The 19,453-nt window shown below is 48.4% G+C and carries 18 protein-coding genes and 1 pseudogene; 17 read left to right on the top strand and 2 right to left on the bottom strand.

Annotated features, from left to right (window positions below; translation table 11 throughout):
• Positions 1–912, bottom strand: coding sequence for a hypothetical protein (locus GJ688_RS04630; protein ID WP_155475376.1), 912 nt, complete (start codon positions 910–912; stop codon positions 1–3).
• 306 nt (positions 913–1,218) lie between these two features.
• On the opposite strand from GJ688_RS04630, the gene GJ688_RS20410 reads away from it, so the two are divergent.
• The gene (locus tag GJ688_RS20410) at positions 1,219–1,443 is read left to right on the top strand and encodes a hypothetical protein (protein WP_188039476.1); all 225 of its coding nucleotides are present in this window, start codon (positions 1,219–1,221) and stop codon (positions 1,441–1,443) included.
• A 117-nt stretch (positions 1,444–1,560) separates the two neighbouring features.
• Here GJ688_RS20410 and GJ688_RS04620 read toward each other — a convergent pair whose 3' ends face one another.
• Positions 1,561–2,610 (bottom strand): stalk domain-containing protein, encoded by a 1,050-nt coding sequence (locus GJ688_RS04620; RefSeq protein WP_155475375.1) that lies wholly within the window; start codon positions 2,608–2,610, stop codon positions 1,561–1,563.
• Positions 2,611–2,884: 274 nt separating this feature from the next.
• On the opposite strand from GJ688_RS04620, the gene GJ688_RS04615 reads away from it, so the two are divergent.
• The 16 genes and pseudogenes from GJ688_RS04615 (at position 2,885) to GJ688_RS04545 (ending at position 19,401) form a co-directional block, all read left to right on the top strand.
• The gene (locus GJ688_RS04615; RefSeq protein WP_170291663.1) at positions 2,885–3,772 is read left to right on the top strand and encodes an EamA family transporter; all 888 of its coding nucleotides are present in this window, start codon (positions 2,885–2,887) and stop codon (positions 3,770–3,772) included.
• 262 nt (positions 3,773–4,034) lie between these two features.
• Positions 4,035–4,379 carry a hypothetical protein gene (locus GJ688_RS04610; protein WP_155475373.1) on the top strand — a complete coding sequence of 115 codons (345 nt, stop codon included), beginning with the start codon at positions 4,035–4,037 and terminating at the stop codon, positions 4,377–4,379.
• 227 nt (positions 4,380–4,606) lie between these two features.
• Positions 4,607–6,178 (top strand): nitrogenase component 1, encoded by a 1,572-nt coding sequence (locus tag GJ688_RS04605; protein WP_155475372.1) that lies wholly within the window; start codon positions 4,607–4,609, stop codon positions 6,176–6,178.
• Positions 6,171–7,517, top strand: coding sequence for a nitrogenase component 1 (locus GJ688_RS04600; RefSeq protein ID WP_155475371.1), 1,347 nt, complete (start codon positions 6,171–6,173; stop codon positions 7,515–7,517). Before GJ688_RS04605 ends, GJ688_RS04600 begins: the two co-directional genes overlap by 8 nt.
• A 145-nt stretch (positions 7,518–7,662) precedes the next feature.
• A complete protein-coding gene (locus GJ688_RS04595) occupies positions 7,663–8,697 on the top strand; it encodes a uroporphyrinogen decarboxylase family protein (protein WP_155475370.1) in 1,035 nt (344 codons plus the stop codon).
• Positions 8,698–9,066: 369 nt separating this feature from the next.
• On the top strand, positions 9,067–9,531 hold the full coding sequence (locus GJ688_RS04590; protein ID WP_170291662.1) for an RrF2 family transcriptional regulator: 465 nt from the start codon (positions 9,067–9,069) through the stop codon (positions 9,529–9,531).
• Between the two features lie 65 nt (positions 9,532–9,596).
• Positions 9,597–10,382 (top strand): ATP-binding cassette domain-containing protein, encoded by a 786-nt coding sequence (locus GJ688_RS04585; protein ID WP_155475368.1) that lies wholly within the window; start codon positions 9,597–9,599, stop codon positions 10,380–10,382.
• Positions 10,379–11,080, top strand: coding sequence for a GTP-binding protein (locus GJ688_RS04580; RefSeq protein ID WP_155475367.1), 702 nt, complete (start codon positions 10,379–10,381; stop codon positions 11,078–11,080). The genes GJ688_RS04585 and GJ688_RS04580 overlap by 4 nt, the downstream gene beginning before the upstream one ends.
• Position 11,081: 1 nt before the next feature.
• The gene (locus GJ688_RS04575; RefSeq protein WP_155475366.1) at positions 11,082–12,251 is read left to right on the top strand and encodes a cysteine desulfurase family protein; all 1,170 of its coding nucleotides are present in this window, start codon (positions 11,082–11,084) and stop codon (positions 12,249–12,251) included.
• A 74-nt stretch (positions 12,252–12,325) separates the two neighbouring features.
• Positions 12,326–12,430: pseudogene (locus GJ688_RS21520) on the top strand ((Fe-S)-binding protein); the annotation flags it as partial.
• A gap of 237 nt (positions 12,431–12,667) precedes the next feature.
• Complete coding sequence (locus tag GJ688_RS20530; protein WP_235910782.1) at positions 12,668–13,060, top strand: hypothetical protein; 393 nt, start codon at positions 12,668–12,670, stop codon at positions 13,058–13,060.
• A gap of 265 nt (positions 13,061–13,325) precedes the next feature.
• Entirely contained in the window at positions 13,326–14,648 is a 1,323-nt protein-coding gene (locus GJ688_RS04565; RefSeq protein ID WP_155475364.1) for an O-acetylhomoserine aminocarboxypropyltransferase/cysteine synthase family protein, read from the top strand.
• Between the two features lie 9 nt (positions 14,649–14,657).
• Positions 14,658–16,145: a nitrogenase component 1 gene (locus tag GJ688_RS04560; RefSeq protein WP_155475363.1), complete on the top strand. Its 1,488-nt coding sequence runs from the start codon at positions 14,658–14,660 to the stop codon at positions 16,143–16,145.
• Positions 16,129–17,448 (top strand): nitrogenase component 1, encoded by a 1,320-nt coding sequence (locus tag GJ688_RS04555; RefSeq protein ID WP_155475362.1) that lies wholly within the window; start codon positions 16,129–16,131, stop codon positions 17,446–17,448. The genes GJ688_RS04560 and GJ688_RS04555 overlap by 17 nt, the downstream gene beginning before the upstream one ends.
• Positions 17,449–17,504: 56 nt before the next feature.
• Entirely contained in the window at positions 17,505–18,197 is a 693-nt protein-coding gene (locus tag GJ688_RS04550; protein WP_155475480.1) for an ABC transporter ATP-binding protein, read from the top strand.
• 1 nt (position 18,198) lies between these two features.
• Positions 18,199–19,401, top strand: coding sequence for an ABC transporter permease (locus GJ688_RS04545; RefSeq protein ID WP_155475361.1), 1,203 nt, complete (start codon positions 18,199–18,201; stop codon positions 19,399–19,401).
• Positions 19,402–19,453: the final 52 nt, after the last annotated feature.

Genomic DNA, 19,453 nt, shown 5'->3' with positions numbered 1-19,453 from the left:
TTACACCTCCTTCAGTTGTCGCTTGTTTCGTAGAATCGTAGAACTCATCAACGTACCGGCAACAAACAAGCCGAACCCGCTCAAGAACCACTTGTTTGGGGGAGAAGTTCTCACGTGTATAGGTACAACTTCAGCGCCGGTTCCTTTTGGGCCTTGGACGGTAAAGACCAGAGAAGCATTTCCTTCTTTATTGGGGGTTATGGCGATTGTATACTCCCCGTTTCCAGAAGGAGTAGCATCGACAACGAGAGTAGAAGCCGACGTTGCTCCATGTTCATGGCCGCTGCTTTCTTGGGAGAGGAACTGTACCGATAGTGCCGAAGGAGTCAGGGTCTGACCGTCTGCCGACTGGACGGAAACTTGGATTATAGAAGCCTCGTCCATGGTCCAATCAGGGGGATTCATCATCGTGACTTTATAGAGTCCTTTACTGTTTGGCATGGATGCATCTCCGTGCATCATTCCATGAGTGGTATCGTTGTCATGATCTCCAGTGGCTGAGGAAGCGTCATGGGCAGTCCCAGCCATAGGCATATTCATATCGTGGTGGTTCATCATGTCATCATGATTCATATCGGAAGGCATAGAATGATCGTCCATCATGCCGTCCATGGAATGAGTACCGCCTGCAGATGGCTCATGACTCATCCCGGAAGGCATAGGATGATCGTCCATCATACCGTCCATAGAATGAGTGCTGCCCGAAGATGGCTCATGACTCATACCGGAGGGCATGGAGTGATCGTCCACCATCCCATCCATAGAATGATTCCCTGCTGTAGAAGCCGTTGGTGCCGGTGAGGAAGAGGAAGTACTGTGTTCATGGCTCATTTCCGCGGCCCATGCCGTACCTATCAAGGAAAAGGATAGTGTAAAAGTCAATAAGAACGCCTTTGTATTTACACTAAACATGGCTGTCCTCCTGATTATTAATTTTTGCGCGCGCTATAAGCATCGTGCTTTTCGTTAAGTAAAAATGTTGCTGCTTCGGTGATTACCTAACTGCTTTTGTATTTTACGAAATAGATTTGAAGAACGTATGAACTCTTTACTGAGCCTTATGGTCACTGATTTTTCTATAAGTTGAGGGTTCCATTTCTTCATCAATTCTTCACAGGTGCTTGATAAGATTAAAGGGAGCATAGGGATGCTTCATTTCTGGTAAGAACATTAAATTTTTTTAAGAAAGTGTTCTTAATTGTTTGAGGGAGGAAAGACATGTTTAAGAAGCTATTGTTGGCGGTTACTGTCAGCGGTGTATTACTGATTTCCACAGCTTGCAACAGTAATCAAGGGGCGACGAATTCGGCAGCTCCGACGGGAAATGCACCCGCTGCTGCTCAATCTCAAGAGCCCTCTTCCGATAAATCACAACAAAAATCTACGAACATGAGTGACATGCCCGGTATGAGTTCCCAAGAGCATGCCAATATGAAACAGTAATATATAAAAGAGCCGACCTTCATAGAAGATCGGCTCTTTTTGGCGTTTTGAACCGGCGATCTCGTAAATACCCCACGAGATCGCTTTATTATCGTTGTAAGGTAAATGACTTTTTGGTTAGAGATGAATCGTCATAAGAGAATCTAAATCCGAGTAAGGAATTACCACCTCGGGAAAACCGTAGACATAAGGTGTGTACTCATAGAGTTGAAAATAGACTACAAGTCCTTCCGGACTGAGATAGAAATTCTGATCCCTAGGAATGCTGGTGAACCCAGAGAGGGGCTGGTTAATTTGCTCAGTGAAATACTGAGACACGTCTCGGTTGATGAGCGGTATATAGGAGTCATCCTGAAAGAGGTCTGGTAAGGAATAGACCTTCCCATTGGTGGTGCTTACGGTTATCGACGAAGCATAAGTCATTCCATGGGCACCGCCGGAATAGATGTAATCTCTAAAGAAAAAGCTGATCAACCCGTGTTGGTTGTATTTGACTTCATAATTACAGTCTATGGCCATGGTCATATTCTTGGCGCCGGCATCACGGAGTTCTACCAAACTCTCTCGTAACGTACCGATATTATTCTTTTTAAAGGAATCAACGCGCTCCTTGAGGATGCGATTGATCTTGGTTTGTACAGTCGGATCGGCAAGGCCATCCAGTTGGGGGTACTGAATCTTTATGGATACGTCCGAATCATCGGACTGTTCTTTTTGGTTGCTGATGAGAATAGGGCTCTCTGGGATCGAACGAAGGGCTACTGTACGGGTGTTAGGTTGCCATTTCACTTCTGTACCTAAGTTTTCTGCAATAAAGCGAAGCGGAACAAAGGTGCGGTCATCGATGATTTCCGGCGTGCTGTTGAGGAACAAATCATGACCGTTGACGGATACATCAGCTTTGCCGATGTGCAGAAGGATTTCTTTACTTCCTTTTACAAGGGTGATGGATTGACTCGGTTCATCCCATTTGACAGAAAAGTTCAGTTGTTCGCTGATATCACGAAGCGGAACGAAAGTTTGGTCGTTCATGACGCGGCCGGAAAATGGCATCGGTGTCCCGTCGAGTTGAATCGGGACGGAAGGGTTACCACTGCCATAAGCGGTTCCAATTGCTGATGTCCACAAAGCAGCCGAAATTAAGAGAAGGCTTGAGCGTTTATGCATACTTTCAATCCCTTCTTGCTTTTGAACTTATGTATATATTCCAAATCATACTTACATAGTCCTATTGTACCATTTGGAGATGAATGATTTGTTAAATGCTTGAATAAAACTCAAAATAAAAAGGACTTTCACTATGGACAGAGAAAAGCCCTTGAAGCATAATGATCCGAGGGCATTATCTAGGCGCGCGAGCTGAATTGTCGTCTATGCCTGTAAAGTAAAGCGATGAACGAACGAATCCACTACATTATGTACCATGAAAGGATCATTGCACTTGAACCAAAATCATCGATGGCTCGGGTTTTTGTTGGTTCTCCTCGCGAGTACCTTATGGGGAATCAATGGAACGATCGCCAAGCTTCTCTTCCAGCAAGCCGTCAGTCCCATCTTTGTTGTCCAAGTCCGGTTGTTTTTTACAGCCGTCTCGCTGTTCCTGGTGCTCAGAATCTTTCGTCCTCAATGGCTGCGGTTGTCGCCTGGACAAATTCCCTCATTGATTACTTTAGGGGTTATGCTGGGAGGAGTCCAATTTACATACCTTTACACGGTGAGTCAGACGAATGTTGCAACGGCCGTTTTTCTCCAGTATACAAGCCCTGCTGTGCTCATCGCTTATCTCGCCTGGAGAGGGAAGGAGAAGATCTACCGAGCCCATTGGCTCGGTATGGCTTTTAGTTTGATCGGCGGATACTTAATGGTCGAGCACAGTCTGCAGATCACTGAAAGTGGTCTAATGACGGGCATCGTTTCCGCTTTTTTGGTGGCTGGCTATACCCTGGCAGGACAAGCCGTAGGGCGTCGTGTTCATCCCTGGGCTGGTTTGGCCTACGGTTCTGCGATCGGTTTTATCGTTTGGGCTTTGTTGGTGCCGCCGTTCACGCTGGATTGGCCTACGGCGAATGAACAATGGCTTTTTCTCCTCTACGTAGCACTGATGGCCACACTCATCCCCTTCGGTTTGTATTTTATGAGCCTCAAATGGCTTCCTGCAGCGACCGTTGGCATCCTCTCTACGGTCGAACCGGTCGTCGCTGCTTTTGTCGCTTGGCTCGTGTTGCAGGAGAATTTAACTGTCGGTCAGTTCATCGGGGCAGCGATGGTGGTTGCTGGGGCAGTGATCGTGCAACTGCGAGCAGACAAACCGGAAAAAGCAGTCGAATAGGGAATGCTTTTTGTTTTCTCTGCCCCATACAACCGAATCCTGGAGCAAGCGGTTGATTGGAACGTACTAGTTGAACGTAAAAAGTGGCTATTGACAAGAAAAAAGGAAGCCGATAGAATCTAAAATATCCCATCGGTTGAAATCTAGGGCTCACTAGAGAAACTAGAGGCCAAGGTACTACCGCCTTTGTGGCGGTAATGCCTTGGCTATTTTTGTTTAAAAACAAGTAAGTCGTGCGTCATATTCTAAGGAGGAAAAGGCTATGAAAAAAGATACCTATATCTGGGTGGGCGTAATTCTATCGCTATCCCTAACGGTCATCTTTGCTCCGAGTTGGAACGAATCATCGTTCAATCTCGGTGAAGGCAAAAACATCCCCACGTCTGTTAAGGACAGATTAGAAGTTCCTCCGGCAGAAGCGGCCACCAACGTAAAGCTAGATCCGGCAACCGAACAAGTCCAACCGACACGAACCCAGTCTACAAAAAACAAGTCTACACAATCCCAATCTACAGATCTTAAAAACGATAACAAACGTAGGTCTATCGGCAACTCACTGATAGAGCCGAGGAGAACACACGGCAGGGTCTGGAACTCCCATATTTAGACAGGGTCGGAAAGAAAGTCACCCTGATACTTTGGCGAATGTTCCGTTTGAATGTTTACTAAACCGGTAGGTATTGACAAGATAAAAGGAAGCCTGTAGAATCTAGATTATCCCATTCATAAAATTTGAAGGCTCACTAGATAAACTAGAGGCCGAGGTATTACCGTTTTAATGGCGGTAATGCCTCGGCTTTTTGTTTTTCCGAAAGAAAGATTGAGGTGAAGACGTTGTCATTCTTGGACCAAAAAGAACCTCCCCGTCGAGAAGAGCGCCTCGGTGCCTGCATCGCCATGAGCGATACCGTTGGCACTCTAGCGAAAAAGAAAAGCTGCCTTCTCGATGATGGAGAACGTGCCTTCAGCCAGGGGTCTATTTGTCTCATGCTGCCTGCCTTGGCTATTCTCAACTCCATCCCCGACAGCGTAGTATTGGTGCACGGTGCTAACGGATGCGGTTCCTGCTCTCACTCCCAAAATGCGAATACCCGTTCCGGCAGCTTGCAGCGAACGGGTAAGGGAAAAGACGCCATCTGGCTCTCCACAGGACTGAACGAGACCGATGTCATCGGCGGGGGTGAAGTGAAACTAGCTCCAGCCATTCGTGAGGCAGACCTCCGTTATAAGCCGAAAACCATCTTCGTAGTATCGACCTGCGTCCCTGGAATCATCGGAGATGATATCGATGGAGTCGTGGCTGAGGTTCAGCCAGACGTGGAAGCCCGTATCGTGCCAGTCCACTGCCAAGGTTTCAAGACGAAAATATGGGCGACCGCCTATGATGCCGTATACCATGGTATCGGAAGAAGACTCTTGGACGAGCCCGAAGAGAGCGATGAAGCAACAGTCCTTCAAGATGTGAAAGTATCGATTTCCGGAGAACAGCAGACCGAAGAGGAGACTGAGCAAGTCAGCCAGCTAGAAAGGGAACGCTTCCATCGTACCGTCAATCTGATGAACGTGTCATCGATGGGGCGAGTAGATGAGTTAGAGTTAGAACGTCTGCTTCAGAGCATTGGTTTAGAGGTCAACTTCTTCCCCGTCTTTGCCTCTCCCGATGGGATGTATAAAATGACGAAAGCCGCCCTATCCATCAGTACCTGCCCGACTCATGACGATTACATACTCAAACACTTGAAAGAGAAGTATGATGTCCCCTATCAACTGAAACACATGCCCATTGGGATTGAAAACACAAATCGATGGCTCCGGGACATCGCTGTATTTTTCGGATTGGAAGAAAGAGCGGAACAAATCATCGAACAAGAGGTGCAGGAACTAGGGTCCGCTCTGGAGGAGTTCAAACCTCTTTTTGCAGGAAAGACCGTCTTTGTCAGCGCTGGTGAATTTCGTGCCTTGGCGACGGCTCAGTTGCTGATGGAACTTGGTTTTGATGTGCGGGGAATTCGCTCATTCCACCACGATGAGTTCGCCGAAGGAGAGTATGAAAAACTAGCGCGCCAGGCAAAAACGGATTTTCTGATCAATATCGCTAACGTACAACCTTTTGAAGAAGCCAACCTGTTGCAAAAGCTCAAGCCCGATTTGTTCCTCGGCCATACGAATGGAAACATGACTGCTTCCAAGCTGGGGATCGCTACCCATGTCATCTACAATACAGGCTTAAGCTATGTAGGCTATAAAGGTGCTTATGAACTGGCCCGACGCCTGTACCGGCAACTGCGAAATCCATCCTTCAACATCAATCTATCGAAACATATACGGCTTCCATACCGTGCGGAGTGGTACCAAGCAGATCCCTTCCGCTATATTCGCACCCGGGGAGGCAGATGTCATGAGTAACCAAGTATTTGTAGAACGCCCCCGTTATACTTGTGCTTCCGGCGGTGCTGTCGCGACAGTCACAGCCTTGCCCGGCGGTATACCGATCCTTCACGCGGCTCAAGGCTGCGCCGGTAACTTCGCCTGGACACAAAATGGCGCTGCCGGCCTGCAAGTGGGCGGATATTGCGGCAGCTTAACCGTTCCCAGTTCTAACGTGCAGGAGCGGGAGGTCGTTTTCGGCGGTGTGGACCGGCTGTGCCAGCAGATCACACACACCTTGGAGGTCATGGAAGGGGAACTTTTCGTCCTTTTAACCAGTTGTGTCACAGAGATCATCGGTGATGACGTGGCCCCGGTGGTAGCTGAGTTTCGAGAACAGGGAGTACCGATCACCTTTGCCGAAACGGCCGGATTCAAAGGCAACTCCTATGCTGGTTACGATCTGGTGCTGCAATCCCTATTCCGGGATATCCTAGAGCGAGGCTTGCCTTTACAAAAAGGCAGGGTCAACCTCTGGGGCATTCCACCCTACCAAGACGTCTTTTGGCGGGGAAATTTAGTAGAACTGCGTGGGTTGCTAGAAAAGCTCGGTCTGACTGTGAACAGCTTTTTTACGGCGGAAGACACCGTGGAAAGTATCCGCACCGCATCAGCGGCCGAATTGAACATCGTTGTCTCTGAAGTTTATGGATTGGAAGCTGCGAAGGTCTCCCAAGAAATCCACGGCGTACCTTATGTCACGACGGCCCTGCCGATTGGGCCTGCGGCGACAGAACAGTTCTTGCGGCAAGTAGCTCAGGCTCTGTCTCTGGAACCCGCTATACTCGAATCGGTGATCGCCTCAGAACAACGCTACTATTATCGAACCCTTGAACCGCTCACCGACTGCTACAACGATATGGACTTGCAACGGTATGCCATCGTTGTCGGTGACGGAAATTATGCACCGGCGCTTACCCGCTTCCTTGCCGATGATCTAGGCTGGTTGCCGGAACTGGTGGTGATCACCGATTCCCACGACGATGATCGGAAAAGGGCACTCACATTGACGGTGAAAACATTAACGTCCGGATTGAAACCTCATCTCGTCTTCGAAAGCGATGGCAGTCAAATCATTTCTCATTTCCACCAAATCTGGCCTTCCCGTCAAAATCAAAAATACAAGCACGCCTTCAACCCTGCCTTTGTCGTCGGCAGTTCCCTGGAAAGAGAACTGGCAGCATCGCTGGGAGCGGCTCACGTGAGTATCAGCTTCCCCGTGTCTAACCGGGCTATTCTCGACCGGGGATATGCGGGCTACCGGGGTGGCTTACGTTTGATCGAAGATTTACTTGGCGTGGTCATCGCCGGAAGATAATTACTTTTTTGCTGACCGAATATCCGGAGGTGAGGTTGTCACAAGTGATACAACCTTGCCTCCTTTTTTGGGGAATCCCTTTTCATAATCGCCCGTGAGCCGATAAGTTACGAACAGTTACTATAGAGAAAAGGAGTTCGTAGATATGGCCAGTGACGTTTCTATGACCGATAAGGATGTGGTTCTCTCCACGATCCAGGGCGGGTCTCCAGGACGCCGTCCTGTCGCTTTGCTATCGGGAGGTGCTTGGACCTTCCGGCAACGAGGCTTATCCCTCCAAGAGGCGCTGCGTGATCCAGAAAGAGCGGCGCAAATCATCGTAGAGACGAATGAAATCGTTCGCTCCGATATTGTATGGCCGGGATCGGGCTATCACAACCTTGCCATACAGGCCATCGGGGGAAAGATTAAATATCGTGTGAAAGGAACGCCTGATGTAACGGAACCACTGATGGGCGAAAAGATCGAAAAAATCGATCTATCACGGATCAGAGACGATGAGAATCTTGCTTCGCTCTGGAAAATGACGGGCATAGTTCATAAGCTCATCGGCCATAAGACACTGGTGGGGTCTAGTACTTGGGGCCCCTTTACATTGGCCGGCCTCATCTTCGGGGTTGAGCGGCTCATGTACAGTTTGTATAAAGACAAAGCGGCCGCTCATGCCATATTGAAGCTTTCCACAGAATTGGCTGTGAAGTATTTAGAGGGTTATATTCAAGCCGGAGCTAAGATTCTGTCGGTAGCGGAACCGACGGCGTCAGGCGATATGATTTCAAGGAAGCATTTCCAAGAATTCGCTCTGCCTTACATCACCCAATTGATGGCGTGGATTCGCGATCAGGGGGTCCTTACGTTTTTGCATATATGCGGGAATATTACCGATCGCTTGTCGCTGATTCCGGAAAGCGGCACTGATGTATTGTCTGTTGACTTTAAAGTCGACCTGAAACATGTCCGTGAGAAGGTAGGAAACAAGATTACGTTCGCCGGGAACGTTAACCCGGTTGCTGTGTTAAAGGATGGAAGTCCGGAGACAGTATTCGCCCAAGGACAAAGTTGCTTATTAGAGGCCGGAGAGGAGTATCCTTTTATCCTGATGCCTGGATGTGACATTCCTCCGGACACGCCGATATACAACGTTGTCAGTTTTATTAACGCAGTCAAGGGATCGAAATAGGTGACAAGTCAAGCGGTGTAGGATGCTTTTGATATGAGGTGATGAAATGTTAAAGAAAAATTCAATTGATTCTAGACCCTCTCTGCAATATCTGGAAAAGGTATTGCGACAGAACAATGGAAAGGGAGGGCTATTTCGCTGCATTCGCTATCGAGATAAAATAAGCCAATTTGCTTCCACAGATTTGAGCACTAAAAATCGCTTAGCCACCAATGAAATATAATCTAGTCAACCCTATTTTAAAAAGACCGCTTTCTCGGTAGAGTTTGGATGACTCCCGAGCTAAGCGGTCTTTTCATATTTCAGGAATACTACTAATTGTGACTGATATCAATAGACAAAAGACCAAGGATGAAAGGAGCTGCCTCCGTGAAAATTTCTAAGAAAACTGATTATGCGCTGCGAACACTTTTTACCCTGCTTGAATACTATGGGAGCAGTCCGGTACCCATCCGAGAGTTGGCAAAGCGGAACAACATTCCAAAACGGTTTTTAGAGCACATCATGTTGGAATTGAAAGCTCAGGGATGGGTGAGTAGTATTCCAGGCAAGAACGGCGGGTACATTTTGGCAAAAAACCCGAATGAAATCACAGTTGGTCAAGTCATACGTTATTTTGACGGCGTATTGGCCCCCGTCGGATGTGTATCTGTGGCCGAATATAAGAAATGCAGTCAAGAGGGAGTCTGTAAGTTCCGACAGCTTTTCGCCAACGTCCGTGATTACATGGTCGAATTGATGCACCAGGCAACGCTGCAAAAGGTGTACGACGGGTTTTCCGGCGAATTTCGCGAGGTGCGGCTTAACTACATGCAGAACGGCGACGGTATATAAATTTTTTTTTCAACAAAATAACGACCCACCTTGCCGTGATTTATTCATTAAAGGAGTGAAAAAAATTGATCGAGAGTGTCACTATTATGGGAGGTCATGGACGGTCGGGCCGTCCCGAGGCGGTTCAACAGATCGATTTGAAGATGGGGAACGTGGTCAGCATTGTCGGACCAACTGGTTCCGGGAAGACAACACTGATTAACGATATTGAACTCCTGGCAAATGCGAATACACCTACGGGAAGACGCATTTTGATCAACGGATGCGTGCCACCCAGTGAGTATCGTTATGATCCCGCAAAGAATCCGATTGCCTTAATTACCCAGCATACCAATTTCCTTTCTGATTTACCGGTTCGCAAGTTTTTGGAGACCCACGCACGCATCCGTGACAAAAGAGATCAAAGCACTGATGGATTGATTGAGAGAGTAATATCTTTCGCAAATCAATTAACTGGCGAACCTATCAACTTGGAAAGCAGAATGACAGAACTCTCCGGAGGGCAAACACGGGCGTTGCTGATCGCCGATGCCACAATCATCTGTGACACGCCCATCGTCCTCCTCGACGAAGTGGAAAACGCCGGGATTCACCGGACACGGGCTTTACAACTTCTCCGTGAGCATAAGAAAATCTTTTTGTTTGTCACGCATGATCCCAGGATCGTGTTGCTCTCAGACTTTCGGATTGTCATGCGGGAGGGAAGCATTACCGATGTGCTACACACCGATCAGGAAGAGCAAAAACTTTCTGAAGGCGTGAGCAAGCTGGACGACAGTCTCTGTTTGTTACGGGAAAAATTGCGCTGGGGTCAGCGACTCATTGCAAATGACTTGGAGGTATTCGCATGAAATTGGCCATTGTTGCGGGTCCAGCCACGACAGGGAAAACCTCGGTAATTCGTCACGTCATCCGGAAGCTTAAGAGCAATGAGAAAAAGGCAGCTTTTTTGAAAATCGATGTGCAATATGCTGAAGAAGATATCGAGTTGGCCGAAGAGTTCGGTATTCCTACCCGTAAAATCTATTCCGGTGAACTTTGCCCCGATCATTGCAATGTGATGGTATTAGGTGATGCGCTGGAGTGGGCTGAAGAACAAGGCAGTGATGTGTTGATCGTGGAGACAGCCGGCTTATGCCTCCGTTGTTCGCCCTATGTAGAAGATGTCCTCGGTATCGTAGTTCTTGAGGCGACAAGCGGGATGAATTTGCCCCTTAAAGTGGGTCCTATACTTTCCCTCTCAGACATCGCTGTGGTGACGAAAATTGACCGAGTCTCCCAGGCGGAACGGGAAGTCTTCCGGGCCAGAATCCAGGATGTGGCTCCCAAGGTGCTCATACGAGAGGTGAATGCACTCTACGGCATTGGGATTGATCCGCTCGTAGAGGAGATTCTTGAATCAGCCGATGTGGAAGGTCAGTTGTACTTGCGCGGGAACCCACCCGTTGGAACTTGTACCATTTGCGTAGGTAAGAAAGAGGTTGGTTGGCAATCCCACTTTGGCGTGGTCCGTTCGTTAGAAAACCAGAATTTCTACAGGGGGCAATAAAATGAGTCGGGATATTTATTTCGATAATTCGGCGACGACCCCGATTGATCCGGCCGTAGCTCAAGCTATGGACCCCTGGATTGACGAGTACTTTGGAAATCCATCCAGTATGCATCGTATCGGACGACAGGCCCGTGAAGCGGTAGAGCTAGCCCGCCATCAGGTGGCCCAATTGATCAATGCAAAAGCGGAAGAAATCCTGTTTACGGGAAGTGGTACTGAGGCCGATAACACGGCCATCGTCGGTCTCTTTGAACTGGCAGGGGGCCAGCCCTTTCATCTGATTACCAGTGCGATTGAGCACCCGGCGATTTTGGAAACTTGCCGATATCTCGAACGTCGCGGCGCAGAGGTGACCTATCTAAGTGTCGATAGTTCTGGTATGGTCGACCCCGAAGAATTGGCATCTGCATTCGAACCGCACACACGGTTGGTATCGATTATGACGGCCAATAATGTCGTCGGTACAATTCAACCTATTGCAGAATTAGCGAGGATCACAAGAGACCACGGGGCTCTGTTTCATACAGATGCAGTACAGGCGGCGGGGAGAATTCCCCTTGATGTGCACGTCCAGCCTATCGATTTACTCTCTTTATCGGCCCATAAAATTTATGGCCCGAAAGGGTGCGGAGCACTGTATGTCCGTCAGGGAATTAAGCTGGAACCATTGCTCCACGGCGGCGGGCAAGAATTGGGTCGCCGTTCGGCCACAGAAAACGTCATAGGAATCGTAGGATTTGGTGTGGCAGCCGATATTGCGCGAGTAGAAATGAGCCGAGAATCGGCAAGGTTGGTACAATTACGAGATCGATTAATTCGCGGGATCGTAGATACAATTCCCAATGCCTATCTGATTGGGCATCCTTTTCGCCGGTTGCCGGGTCATATTTGTATTGGTTTCGCCGGTCAGGAAGGTGAGGCGATCAAGATGCTGCTGGCATTAGATCAGGAAGGGATTGCCATTTCTTCCGGAAGTGCTTGCAGTTCAAATCACGCTACGGAAGCGTCCTATGTACTGAAGGCAATGGGGTTTGATCCGTTGAGGGCGCGAGGCGGCTTACGCATCACCCTTGGCCGGTTTAATACGGAAAAAGAAGTGAATGAGTTCTTAGAAGTGATTCCTCGAGTTGTCGATTCTATGCGCACCATTACGTCCAGAGCCGTGTAAACAAACCTGTTGAGCGCAAGCGATTAAGAGTATAGACGAACCTTGATAAGCTTACAAAGACAATATTGGGAAGGATGATACCAGTGGTAAATCTCCCAGGTATGAACTGTGGATTGTGTGGGTACCGGAGTTGCGAAGAATTTGCCGTTCCTTTAGCGTCTAATCCTGATTTGATCAAACGGTGCATTTACTTGTCTGATAATAAACTTAAATCCACCCATCCGGGCCAAAAGTCAACTGAGATAAAGACAAATTACTGTAGCGGTGAAACCCATCAGAGCTGTGTCAGTGCTTCATGCGGAAGACAATCAGATACGGTTAAGGTAACCAAAAATAAAACAGAATGGAGGGATAGTCTAGATCGAGATTTCGATTTTTACTTGGATCAGTTTCCCGAGGACCCCGGGCCGCGGGAGGTGATCATTCCTCATAATCCTATGCTTACCCGCGAGTTGGAAATTCAAAAAGGTGAAATATTAATTGGCCGTCCTTTGGGAATGTCTTGTGGATGCCCGATTACTCACTGTGGTATTGTACACACCGTCGATCACCGAACCGGGGTCATAACCTGGTTTGTGACGGGACCGCTCGATCCACGGGAAAAGGGATTTAAAGATATGGGCTACTATATCGCCGAAGGCTATGAAGGCTTGGTCACGGAATCACGGGTGGATATAAAATTGGGGATGAGATATTTCTTTCAGCCTCGCCGATGTATGTTAAATTGGCGGCATAGCGGGCTGGTCAATTACGTTAACCGGACACCGGATGGGTTGCAAGTTCGAGTCGAGGGCCTATGGATCGGGTAAGCGGATTTAAAAAGCAGGTGTTCATTTTGAGCGCCTGCTTTTTTCAATCACGTATTTTGGAGTCGGGTTCCATGGAATTTATTTATCGAAAAGCTATTGACATCCATTACTAGGCATGTTTAAAATCATAAATGTAAATCGAATAACTCGGGTTTACTTACGACGTTGACCGGAAAGACCGGAGACCGAGAGATTCTCATCCATTCATTGGAGAGTATCTCCCCGGTCTTTTTTTATTCTGTTAAGAAGGAAAGGTGAGGCATGAATGACAGAGCCGCAATACGGGTTCGATACGTTAAAAGTCCGGGCTGGCTACGAGCCGAAAGCTCATCATCACGCAGTCGCTGTTCCTATCTATCAAACGGCGTCTTACGATTTAGGGAGTCCGGAACGGGCTGACCGATTGATTGGCCTGGAAGAAGCCGGGTATCTGTACACGAGAATCGGAAATCCGACAGTGGCCGTATTGGAGCAGAGAATTACCGAATTAGATGGAGGAACCGGGGCGATCGCCGTAGCTTCGGGCATGGCTGCTATCTCCTATACGTTGCTGAATCTGGCGGAGGGGGGAGGAAGAATTGTCACGACACCCCGGCTGTATGGGGGAACATCTGACAGTTTTCAAAAAATATTCCCTCCTTTGGGTATACAAATTGACTTTGTCGAAGACTCCGATGATCCCGAATCCTTCCGAAAAGCGATTCGACCGGATACCAAAGGAATACTGATTGAATCGATTAGCAACCCGAACGCGACCGTACTGGATATCGAGGCTATCGCCCGGGTTGCCCATGAACAGGGTATTCCCTTAGTTGTCGACAATACCTTTGGTACACCCTATCTGGTCCAGTTGTTCCACCATGGTGCCGATATCATTGTTTACTCTGCTACAAAAGCTCTTGGCGGGCACGGTACAACCATTGGTGGGGTGATTGTAGAAAGGGGAAGATTTAACTGGGCGAATGGGAAGTTTCCTCACTTTGAGGTTCCTCAGTACCTGTTGCGCGATCAAAAAACGGGACAAGAACGGACGATCCTCGAAGTTTTTCCCAATACCCCCTTTATAGCGAGAATACGCTTTAATCATCTGGCCTATCTGGGAGCGGTATTAAGTCCCTTTGATGCCTTCCTCATTCTACAGGGAATTGAAACGCTTTCGGAACGGATTGATAAGCAACTGGCGAATACGCGAAAAGTCGTGGCATATCTCGAAAAACATGACAAGGTCAGTTGGGTCAGCCACCCTTTCACCCAAAATAGCCCCTACAGAGATCTGGCCGCAAAGTATTTTCCGAAAGGAGCAGGGACGATCTTCACCTTCGGCTTTAAGGGAAGTGAAGCAGAACTGTATAAATTCATTAATGCCGTCAAAGTGTTTTCTTATCATGCCAATGTCGGCGATGCTCGCTCTCTAATCATCAATTCTCCCAAGAATACGCACGGGGAGTTAACGCCGGAAGAACAGAACTTGGCGGGGATAACTCCCGATTTGATTCGACTTTCCATCGGTCTGGAAGACCCAAATGATCTAATCGCAGATTTGGCTCAGGCCTTTGTAAAGGCCTTCGATGAGAAGTCAGAACTATGAGAGGTTATCATGAGTAAATGCAGAGTAAATTTGGAAGCACCGGAAGTGCCGATTCGGGAAGTCCGGATTGGATCGATCACCGGATTTGAAGGCACCGCAGGTCAACTGGTAAAGTGTGCGAAAGCCGGTATGCTGCGTGAAAACAGCCGTTCCTTCAGCCAATGCATGGGTTGCAGTTCGGGCAACGCTTTTTGCCAATTGTCTATGATCCAAGATGCAGCGATGGTCAATCATGCCCCAGTAGGCTGTGCTGGTGATTTTTTCACCTTTAACTTTGTCTACCGGGTAGGGCAGATGGAACGAAATCTTCCGCCGGTGATCGGGAGATATTTCAGTACTAATATTGAAGAAAAGGATACGATTTTTGGTGCCGTACAAAAACTGGAGGAGACGATTCGCAAAGCCTTCGATAGAGTACGCCCAAAAGCGATCTTTGTAACTACCTCCTGTGCATCGGGCATCATTGGCGACGACGTGGAGAGTGTGACCGAAAAAATGACCGAGGAACTTGGCATTCCTGTGGCCGCCTGTTTTTGTGAGGGGTTTAAATCGAAAATATGGACAACCGGATTTGATTCTGCCTATCATGCCATCGTGAGAAAGATCGTCAAACCGCCGAAGAAAAAGACCAACAAGATTAATGTTATCAATTTTTGGGGTAGTGACGTGTTCTCGGAACTGCTGGGGAAACTCGGTTATGAACCTACATACATCGTGCCATTCTCGACGGTAGCACAGTTGGAACAAATCTCGGAAGCCGCGGCAACCATTCAGATCTGTCCGACCTTGGGCAGTTACCTCGGGGCAGCGTTGGAGCAGGTTTACGGTGTGCCGGAGGTGAAGGCACCTTTAGCCTATGGAATTGCCGGAACCGATGCTTGGTTCCGAGAGTTGGGCAAGGTCCTTGGTAAAGAGGCCGAAGTGGAAGAGATCATCTCCGTCGAGAAAGCGAAAATACTACCTCAACTTGAAGAATACCGGGCCAAATTGAAGGGGAAAACCTGTTACGTGACGGCCGGTGCGGCCCACGGGCATGCGTTGCTCGCGTTGCTTCAGGAGCTTGGATTGAAGGTGCAAGGGGCAGCAATTTTTCACCATGATCCTGTCTATGACAATGGTGACCCCCGTTCAGATATGCTGGAACACACCGTCAATACCTATGGCGATATACCTAACTACAATGTATGCAATAAACAGGCCTTTGAATTGGTCAATATCCTAAACCGGGTTCGACCGGATCTAATGATCGCCCGTCATGGCGGGATGTCCCTTTGGGGCGCGAAGTTAGGGATTCCTACCTTGTTGATCGGCGATGAACATCTGGGCTTCGGTTACCAGGGACTGCTCAATTACGCAGAAAGGATTTTGGAGACCATCGATAATAAGGAATTCGTCACCAATTTAGCAAAACATAGCACCATGCCGTACACCCAATGGTGGCTTGAACAAAATCCGTACACTTTTCTGGGAGGTTGTGCACATGTCAAAAGTTATTGAGCAGCCTCGCTACTCTTGCGCATTAGGTGCACAGCAAACCGTCGTCGCCATCAAACGGGCCGTTCCCATAGTGCATGCCGGACCGGGATGCAGCACGAAAATCTGCAGTCTGATTGGGCAAGGGGAAGGTTATGCCGGTGGAAGTACGATTCCTTGCACGAATGCCAGTGAACCGGAGATCGTTTTTGGCGGTGAGAATAAACTGCGTAGTGTCATCGACGGTGCCTTTCAGGTGATCGACGCGGACCTCTATGTGGTGCTCACCGGTTGCACTTCTGACATCGTGGGCGATGATATCGGTCAGGTTACCCGACAATTTCAAGAACTAGGCAAGCCGATCGTCTACGCGGAAACAGGAGGATTTAAGAGCAACAACTACGTCAGCCACGATGGGGTTGTGCGGTCCATCATTGAACAGTATGTAGATAAACAGACCGATTTCAATCTGGGTAAAAAAGAAGGATTGGTCAATGTCTTTGCCACCATCCCCTATCAAGATCCCTATTGGAATGGCAACCTCGTTGAGCTAAAGCGCATTTTAGAAGGAATTGGCCTACAGGTGAATATTCTCTTCGGTACAGAGTCAGCAGGGGTGAAGGAATGGTTAACGATTCCGCAGGCGCAATTCAATATTTTAATCTCGGCGTGGCCTGGGTTGGATATCGTGAAAAGCTTACAAGAGCGCTATGGGACGCCCTATTATCACTTTCCTTACCTGCCCATCGGTGGTGCGGAAACATCCCGGTTTCTACGAGGTGTGACGGAATTCGGCGGGCTGGACAGAGACAAAGCGGAAGAATTCATTCTAAAGGAAGAAGAGAAATTTTACTCCTATATTGAGCGGACGGCTGACTTTCTGTTGGAATTTCGGTATGGTTTGCCTCGCAAGTTTTATACCATCTTGGATGCAACCTATGCTGCCGGCTTTGCCAAGTTTTTGCTCAATGAGCTTGGCATCCTTCCAGCCAAGCAGTACATCATTGATGATACGCCGGATGAGTATCAGGAGCGAATTCGAGAGCAATTCCGGAACATTTCTGAACTCCGTTCGGCGGAAGTCACCTTTACTGTCGACGGCGGGCACATACAGGAAGAGATTCGGGCGGAGCACCATAAGCAAAGGTCTCTCATTCTCGGCAGCGGCTGGGAACGGGACTTAGCTAGGGAGATTCAGGCTGACTTACTCCCGGTAAGTGTACCGATCACATATCGATTAGTGCTCCATTGCGGATACGCAGGGTATAACGGTGGATTGCGTGCGATTGAAGATATTTACGACCGAGTGCTCAATACATACAGGTAAGAGGTGTCCATGGGGTCACTCAGCAACGGGGAAGCCGTTCAGGAAGTGGGAATTTGATGATGATCGAAGCGATAGACGTAACAAAAAGATATGGGAACGAGACGATTCTTTCGTCCATATCCTTTGAAATCAAAAAGGGACAGTCTGTGGCTGTCCTAGGACCCTCTGGAAGTGGAAAAACAACGCTCCTATCGATATTAGGGCTACTGCTGGAACCCTGTTGCGGTGAAATTCTCTTGTATGGTCAAAGGATGCGAGGGTTATCTGATACGGAATTATCAAATCTTCGCAATCACCATATGGGTTACGTTTTTCAAAATTCACAATTAATCGGTTCGCTGACTGTAGGGGATAATGTGTTGCTCCCAGCCCGTCTCGCCGGAAAGGCACGGGAAAAGCAAAAGCAGTCAAGAGAGATTCTGGAACAATTTGGATTGGCGAACCGCATCAACCATCTCCCTCATCAGCTCAGTTTTGGTCAAAAGCGTCGTGTAGCCCTGGCTCGGGCGCTCGTTATGGAACCCCAGCTCATTCTAGCCGATGAACCGACGAACGATTTGGACGAAAAAATGGCGCAACAGGTTTCTCATGTCCTGCTAGGGTTAAAAGATCAAGGGGTAGCGTTGATCGTTGCAACCCATGATCGTCAACTCGCCGAGCGAATGGATCGACGCGTTCGAATTGACCAAGGAAAACTTTTCGATATTACGTTTCAGGACCGGGAGATCGGAAAGTTGAAGGACGGATAAGATGCTGTACATAGTTTGGAAAAACCTATACCGCCGGCGTCTTCAGGCAATCGCCACTTTACTGGGAACCGCCGTCGGAGTGGCCATCCTCATGACCGTATTCCTGTTGTATGAGGGCTTGGAGGAAGGAACTCGCCTGGGCACAAGCCGTATGGGTGCCGATTTACTGGTTTTACCAGCCAATGTGGACGTAGAAACGGGGCAAGCCCTATTCACTGGAGCTCCTCTGAATGTGTATATGTCTAAACATCTCGCCGATGAAGTCAAAAAACTTCCTGGTGTTCGGACTGTTGAGGGACGGTTTTTTACCCAAACATTAAATGATCAGTGTTGTTCCTTTGAAGAAGAGACTCGCTTAGTCGGAATTGAACCGAAAGTTGGCGGAACTATCGGTGCTTTGGTACCAGATCTGCAAGGAAAAGAGTTGAATCCAGAAGAGATCCTTGTCGGAGGGCGTGTCGTCGGAGGCAAGAAGAACAGCCGGATTTTTGTGCTTGGGCAAATGTTTAAGGTCGCCGGTGTATTGGAAACAACCGGTACAGGTTTGGACAAATCGATAATGATGCCTATGGACGTGGCCAAGCAACTGGCGCGTAACAGCAAGGCGCTCCAGCCGTACTGGGACAAGGCGGGATCTCCAGAAAACTTGTTATCGGAACTCCTCGTAGAAGTAGATAATCCTCGACAAATTGAAGCGGTAACTGAGGCGATCCAGCTTCTTGGACCTCTTCGCGTCGTCCAAACGAATGAAGTTTTCCTGAACGTAAAAAAACAAATGCAATTGATATTTATCCTACTGACGGGTACGGGACTGCTAGCAGTTATAGCCAGTATCGTTCACCTGTTTGCCCGTTCTGCTAGTGTCGTTTGGGAGCGCAGGGGGGAATGGGGGCTGTACCGGGCTTTAGGTGCGTCCCGTCAATACCTCGTCCGATTAGTTTTGCTCGAGTCGTTGCTATTATCGGTGGGTGGCGCCCTCTTGGGGATTGGGTTGGGGGGATACATATACCATCAAGTGTTATCGATGATTCAATCCTATCAAGGGGTGCCCTTTTTACCACCGTCGATTTTGTCGATCTTTTGTGGAGTTATCTTTACGGTGACAGCTTTTACGGCGATGGGGTTGATGGCGGCAGGTCTGGCTGCAAGTAGAGCCGGACGGATTGAGCCTTCATTAGCGATGGCCAAGAGTGATATACAGTAACTGAAATAAGGCTGACTAGATAAACTGGAAGCCGGGGTGTGCCGCTATACAT

The organism is Heliobacterium mobile, from assembly GCF_009720735.1.
GTDB classification, from domain to species: Bacteria; Bacillota; Desulfitobacteriia; order Heliobacteriales; family Heliobacteriaceae; genus Heliobacterium; species Heliobacterium mobile.
The sequence above is the reverse complement of the archived record's forward strand: the minus strand, read 5'-3'. Positions and strand labels throughout refer to the sequence as shown.